The 425-nt window shown below is 56.0% G+C and carries 1 pseudogene; it reads right to left on the bottom strand.

The features are described 5' to 3' along the window. Nucleotides 1-425: pseudogene (locus I6F37_RS41360) on the bottom strand (phosphate ABC transporter permease subunit PstC); the annotation flags it as partial.

Raw genomic sequence — 425 nt, 5'->3', positions numbered from 1 at the left:
CACATCACGCATTACCGCCGCAATGTACGGAATAATCATGATGGCGAGGATCACGCCTGCCGCGAGGATACCGATACCAAATGCGGGGCCAGAGAACAGCGCGCCAACAATCGGGATATTCGACATGATATTGCCGACCGGCTCCTGAAAGTAAACGGCGAACAGCGGCGCAAAGATAAACAGGCCCCACATGCCGTAAACGATACTTGGAATGGCTGCCAGCAGCTCAATGGCGATACCCAGCGGGCGTTTCAGCCAGCCAGGCGCAAGCTCAGTCAGGAACAGGGCGATACCGAAACTCACCGGGACGGCGATCAGCAGCGCGATAAACGAAGTCACCAACGTACCGTAGATCGGCACCAGCGCCCCGTAGATATCGTTCGGTGCATCCCACTCTTTGGTCCATAGGAAAGCCAGACCAAATT

Origin of the sequence: Bradyrhizobium sp. NBAIM08, assembly GCF_020193935.1 — a bacterium.
GTDB lineage: Bacteria > Pseudomonadota > Alphaproteobacteria > Rhizobiales > Xanthobacteraceae > Bradyrhizobium > Bradyrhizobium yuanmingense.
The sequence above is the reverse complement of the archived record's forward strand: the minus strand, read 5'-3'. Positions and strand labels throughout refer to the sequence as shown.